This window comes from bacterium (assembly GCA_024228115.1).
In the GTDB taxonomy this organism is placed as follows: domain Bacteria; phylum Myxococcota_A; class UBA9160; order UBA9160; family UBA6930.
Genome location: JAAETT010000602.1, coordinates 1 through 5,383 on the forward strand (window position 1 = coordinate 1; position 5,383 = coordinate 5,383).

Annotated in this window: 7 protein-coding genes; 2 read left to right on the forward strand and 5 right to left on the reverse strand. The window is 60.8% G+C overall.

Features of this window, described 5'->3' with window-relative positions; translation table 11 throughout:
- Positions 1-145: 145 nt before the first annotated feature.
- The gene (locus GY937_25215; GenBank protein MCP5060016.1) at positions 146-655 is read right to left on the reverse strand and encodes a hypothetical protein; all 510 of its coding nucleotides are present in this window, start codon (positions 653-655) and stop codon (positions 146-148) included.
- A gap of 241 nt (positions 656-896) precedes the next feature.
- Here GY937_25215 and GY937_25220 point away from each other — a divergent pair, with 241 nt between their 5' ends.
- Both GY937_25220 and GY937_25225 read left to right on the forward strand, forming a co-directional pair.
- Complete coding sequence (locus GY937_25220; protein ID MCP5060017.1) at positions 897-1,808, forward strand: IS110 family transposase; 912 nt, start codon at positions 897-899, stop codon at positions 1,806-1,808.
- Positions 1,809-2,082: 274 nt separating this feature from the next.
- Positions 2,083-2,541, forward strand: a complete 459-nt coding sequence (locus GY937_25225) for a bacterioferritin (protein ID MCP5060018.1) — start codon at positions 2,083-2,085, stop codon at positions 2,539-2,541.
- Positions 2,542-2,609: 68 nt separating this feature from the next.
- Here the strand turns inward: GY937_25225 and GY937_25230 are convergent, their stop codons facing one another.
- From GY937_25230 to GY937_25245, 4 genes are all read right to left on the reverse strand, one after another.
- On the reverse strand, positions 2,610-3,338 hold the full coding sequence (locus tag GY937_25230) for a hypothetical protein (GenBank protein ID MCP5060019.1): 729 nt from the start codon (positions 3,336-3,338) through the stop codon (positions 2,610-2,612).
- A gap of 74 nt (positions 3,339-3,412) precedes the next feature.
- Positions 3,413-3,922 (reverse strand): hypothetical protein, encoded by a 510-nt coding sequence (locus GY937_25235; protein ID MCP5060020.1) that lies wholly within the window; start codon positions 3,920-3,922, stop codon positions 3,413-3,415.
- Positions 3,923-4,051: 129 nt separating this feature from the next.
- Complete coding sequence (locus tag GY937_25240; GenBank protein MCP5060021.1) at positions 4,052-4,513, reverse strand: hypothetical protein; 462 nt, start codon at positions 4,511-4,513, stop codon at positions 4,052-4,054.
- 132 nt (positions 4,514-4,645) lie between these two features.
- Entirely contained in the window at positions 4,646-5,152 is a 507-nt protein-coding gene (locus GY937_25245) for a hypothetical protein (GenBank protein MCP5060022.1), read from the reverse strand.
- Positions 5,153-5,383: the final 231 nt, after the last annotated feature.

Below are 5,383 nucleotides of genomic sequence, written 5' to 3' on the forward strand. Positions count from 1 at the left end.
CCGTTCTCGCTCCAAGCGTCGGTGAAGGCCCACCATATCCGCGCGTGGCGAGGAATCTCCGGAAGTGCACGAACCGCGCGTATGATTCGTGCCGTCACACTCATGCGTCTCGCTCGCCGTATAACTGGTGTTAGGCGGCGCAGGATCAGTCTTCCGAGCGGAGCAGCACGGCCACCAGTTGGACGAAATTCAGGCCCGAGACGAGAAGCAGGAAATACAGACCGATGAGGAAACCGCCGGCGCTCTGCGGTAGTCCCACACCAAGCGCATTGAGGAGTTGGCTAACGAGCGCAACCGCGATCGCCGCGCGCACGGCATTCTGCAGAACAGGTAACCGAACGTAGGAAGGATCCCGCAATGCCCGGATAAAACGAGGGGACATGAACGCGACGTGGCAGACGATCAGGATGACGATGAGGCCACTTGAGGCAGACCACACGTAACGATCTGGCAGCTCAAGGTGGTACGGCAACATGGGAAACAGCGCGGCGAATAGCGTGCCAAGCCCGCTCTCGATCATCAACCAGAAACTGAGCCAGACTTGGAGTTGGGCCGGCCTGAGCCTCGCGCCTGCCAGAGCGCCCACGATTCCCGCAAAGCCCGTGAACGCGATCGAGATCTCAGCAATTACCTCGAGCGTCCCTTGTGCGTCCATAGCGCCGCCTTGTACCTCTAAGTCCAAGCGCTCTTGACGACCTTCGTATACTCCAAGCGGGTTTCCGGGTGAGGCCGTTGCCGCCTGAAGCCAGAGAGCTTGCCCGTTAGATGGGCCCCCCGCCCTCGTCACCCATGCCGTGGAGTATCCGAGGCCCGAGAGCCTGCGTCTACAAGGTCAGTAGGTGAATGTGCAGGGTCGGGAGGACCCGGGAGCCAGCTTACCATGAGGAGGGCCGTTGTTGAAACAGAGCCACCACGTAGGCGTGGACGTCGGCGCGAAGGAACTCGTAGTCGCCATCGATCGAGATGGAGTCCGCGAGACTGGAATCGTCTTCCCGAATGACCGCGATGGCCATAGGAAGTTGATTCGCTGGGCGACGAAGAAGGGAGCTTCCGCTCGGGTCGTGCTGGAATCAACCGGTGTCTATGGCCTTGACCTGGCCTTCGCGCTGGACAGGGCGAAGCGAGTGGAGGTCATGGTCGCGAACCCGAGGGCGATCGCGTCCTTCGCGAAGGCTTCTCTTCGCCGGTCGAAGACCGATGCACTCGACGCAGAAACCATTCTCGAGTTCAGCATCCGGATGCCGTTCGTTGCCTGGGTGGCGCCAGACCCTGCGATCATGGAGCTACGGGCGCTCTCGAGGCGAATCGAGGCCATGAGCAAGTCCGTGACCCAGGAGAAGAATCGGCTTCACGCGAGCAACCAGAGCGTTGAGCTCAGCGGCTTCGTAAGGCAAGACATCCGCGAACTCGTTCTGTTGATCGAGGATCGAATCGAACGACTGCGGAAACAAGCCCTGCGCGTGATCGAGGAGCACTCCGACCTCGCCAGAGCATTCGGTCACCTCACGTCGATCAATGGGATCGCGAACGCCGCCGGGATCCAGCTGCTTGCTGAACTTGGCACCCTGCCCCCGGACATGACGGTCCGACAGTGGGTCGCACACGCGGGCCTCGATCCACGGCAACATCAATCCGGAACCTCGATCCGCAAGCCAGCACGCATCAGCAAGACGGGAAACGCGCATCTTTGCCGCGCGCTCTTCCTCCCCGCCATGGTCGCGTTACGTTGGGAACCGAACGTGAAGGCATTCTACGAGAAGCTTCTCGATCACGGGAAGACGAGAAGATGCAGGCATTGGTCGCCGTGATGCCTTCTCCACGCGATCTACGGAATGCTGCGACACGACCAGGACTTCGTAGGTGAGAAATTCTTTGCCGCGAAAGGTTGACTCGGAAGGGAGTATCTAACGGAAGGGGACTCGGCTGCGCCGGGGGCGTACGCAGGCGAAAGGAGAGGACCCCAAGGCTTCGACGTCGGCCCTCACGAGGGTGGCGGGTAGGGAGTGTGATCGCCCGCGAATCGTCTTATAGTCCGGGCCGCAAGACCCAGCCGGCCGAAGATGAGGCGATGAAGGAGAACGAATGAACAAGAAACTGGACACCGCATCTGTCATCCAGGTGCTGAATCGGATCCTCGAATTGGAACTCGCCGGCGTGGTTCGATACACGCATTACTCGTTCATGATCTTCGGACACGGCCGGATCCCGATCGTTTCGTGGCTGCGTGGTCAAGCGGATGAATCCCTCCTCCACGCCCAGGAAGCCGGCGAGTTGATTACCCAATTCGATGCCCACCCCTCTCTGGGAATCGGCCCCCTCCTCGAGACACACACCCATGACATCGACGAAATCCTGGAGGAATCGCTGAAGCACGAGGAGACGGGGCTCTCGGCGTACTGCGATCTGCTTTCGCTGGTAGATGGGGCCGACGTACTCCTCGAAGAGTACGCCCGCCGCATGATCAGCGACGAGACCAAGCACGTCGGCGAAGTGAAGAAGATGCTGCGACCGCCCGGAGGAGATCGACACCTCGGCTCTTGAAGAGCTGCGGGAACCTGGCTTCAGCTGGTGCGCCTCGCTCGACGGTTTGGCGCCAGTACGAGGACACCTCAGAACTTCCCGGAATTGTTCCACGATTCTCGCGGGCCGATCTCCTCGGAGACGTCCCAATGCTCGACGATCAGGCCATTCGCGAGCCGGTAGAGATCGAAGACTGCGTGATCGTGCCCGCCCCTGTGGACACGAGAATAGGTGGCGACGAGATCACCCTCTCCAATCAACTTGAAGAGCATGTCGTAGTCTCCGATGGCTCCGCTCCGCAAGGCAGTGCGCCAACCTGACGCGCCAGCTTCGATGCGAGGACTGTGTTCGATCGTCTCCTGTGCGACGAAGTCCGGCAGCTCGTCGCGTCCGCCTTCGATCAAGAGCCGCTTCGTGAACTCCTTGATTCGCGCCTTGTTGGAATCCGTTTCGACCAGGTTGCGCGGCCGATCCGGGCCGGCTGTCATCCCTGCGCCAGAAGGGGTCGGCTCATGGGCGCAGATGACATCCCAGTGTTCGACGATCTTGAGATCTTCATCGGTATCGAAGAGATCCATGGTGACCCATTCAGCCGCACCATCATTGAGCGATTGAAAGACGTGGCAGAAGACGAACCGCCCGTCCTCGATCGTACGAAGCACTCGGATGTCCCGCTTGGGCGTTCTTTCGATGAATGGCAGGAAGAACTCGATGAAGCCCTCCTTGCCGTTCCCTACGCCGGTTGAATGTTGTGTGTAACGGGAACCAACGTATCGATCGAGAGCTTCACGCGGCCGTCCATCGCGAATGCCTTCCATGTAAAGGCCCATTGCGCTCTCTCGCCTGCTCATCCGTACGCTCTCCTCTTGCCACGCACGTCTCTGCGCCCTGGTCAGGTATCGGATGAATCTTCAGGGCGAAAGAGGACCGCGTACACGAACATCAGACCTGCGGCATAGATGTAGACGAACAGGCCGAACAGATATGCGAGGAATCCAGGCTCCCAGACCCACCCGCCAGAGTTCAGGAACTGGACGACCAGGCTGAAACATGTCGGAACGACCAACATCGCCAGGGGGATGTTGGCCTGGCTTTCGAGGTGCGCTCTGACCACGGGAACGAACCAGACGAACGCGACAATGGAGTTCGAGACCGAGATGACGATCAATGCCGCGCTCGAATAGGACCAGATCCGATCGGGTTCGGTGACGACCTGTGAGATTGCGATCGGGACGAAAGCCAGGACCAGCGTGATGAATGCCGTCGCGAAGATATTGAGAAACCGAACGCGATCGAGCGGATGAAGTCCATCGCGCTGAAGGAACGCAGCGACCACACCGGAGAACCCGGCAATCCCAATCGCGATCTCGGCGATCGTGAGCAATTCGTCGCGAGCGTCCAATTCGTCCTCACCGTCCAACGGACACGCGGCTCAGAACCCACAGCCGAATGCCCAACGAGCCGCCAGTGTGGTGGGCAGAATACCACGAATCGATCGCGCGCAGCCGGTTCTGCCGTTGGGCTCGGCCGCCTAGCGGGAAGCCTCCCCGAACATCCGGCGCAGGTTGCGGTGGCGCAGCCAGAACACCGCGCGAAACATCGGAGCGTAGAGACGCCCTAGCCAAGCGAGCCGTGGGACGAATCGGATGCGGTCGGTGACACGGCAACCGTGAGGAACCGGCTCGATCACCCGTTCGTGTTCCCACACTCGCTGGGACAGCATCGAAGAGCGTTCCAGGAACCGCCGGCCCGGCTCGACCGCGACAAAGCTCACATCGTCGTACTCGACTGGCAGAAGGCCGCCCAGGAGGAGCCAGCTTCGAAAGAGGCGTTTGCCGGGCTCCCATGACGCTGTGAGTTCACGAATGCCGGAAGGGAACGTCATGCGTAGCAGCGGCCGGAACTCGCGATTGACGCCTTCGGGGCTTATCGCCTGGCCCCACACCAACTCCGGTGATGCCGACAACCCGGAGGAGACCGAGAACTCGCCCAACAGAACCTCCCATATTCGTCGCCGGCGGATTCTGCGCTCAAGCGCGTGGCGCACGCCGCCGGCGATCACTGAGACACCCAGACTGAACGCCAAACTCTATCATGAGCCGGTCCGAAGGGGCTTGACGCCACATCAATTGCAGCGACTCGTTGGGCAGCGCGATTCTCGAGCGTAGAATTCGCGGATGACGTCCCATGCAGGCTTGTCTTGTGGCGTGAAGCCCGTGTGAGACGCCGGAACCTCAGGGGGCACGGTTCGCCACTGCCACCAATAGAAGCCATAGAGCCATGGCTCCGACCACAGGGAGGAGAGTGTGGCCCTGTAGAGGATCTCCTGCTCCTGGCGCGAAACGGTGCCCTTTCGTTCCCACTCCCATGGCTCGGATCCGGCCCCGGCGATACTGCGGTATCCGATCTCCGTGAACAGCACCGGCTTCTTGATACGAGCAGCCCACTTCCTGAGAGTGCGGATGCGCTCCTTCCATTGGGATTGGACATGCGAGAGCGACGGGTTGGGATGGCTCGCCACAGGGAAGTAGGCATCAACGCCCGCATAGTCGAGGGCGTCCCACCACTCGATGTCGTGTTCGCGTCCCCAATTGGCAGCGTAGACGAGAGGGCCGGCGTAGAGCTCGCGCACCCGAGAAACCACAAGACGCCAGTTTCGCGTTCGATGCCGCGTAGCATCCAGTTCGACCCCTACGCAAAGCAACGAAACCCCAGCCTTCGAGTAAGCGGCCAACCTCGGACGTGGTTGCGGTCCGTATCGCGGGATCTCAGCCTGTGAGCGGGCCGAGAGGTGAGTCGGCGAAGTTCTCTTTCCAAAGCCGGGGCGTGAGTTCGGAGACCCCAGCCTGAGGGTGGACGCTGA

Bases quoted from the DNA above. Each gene is read 5' to 3' on its own strand.
- GY937_25225 (MCP5060018.1), top strand. From the start codon at position 2,083: ATGAACAAGAAACTGGACACCGCATCTGTCATCCAGGTGCTGAATCGG.
- GY937_25215 (MCP5060016.1), bottom strand. From the start codon at position 655: ATGGACGCACAAGGGACGCTCGAGGTAATTGCTGAGATCTCGATCGCG.
- GY937_25230 (MCP5060019.1), bottom strand. From the start codon at position 3,338: ATGGAAGGCATTCGCGATGGACGGCCGCGTGAAGCTCTCGATCGATAC.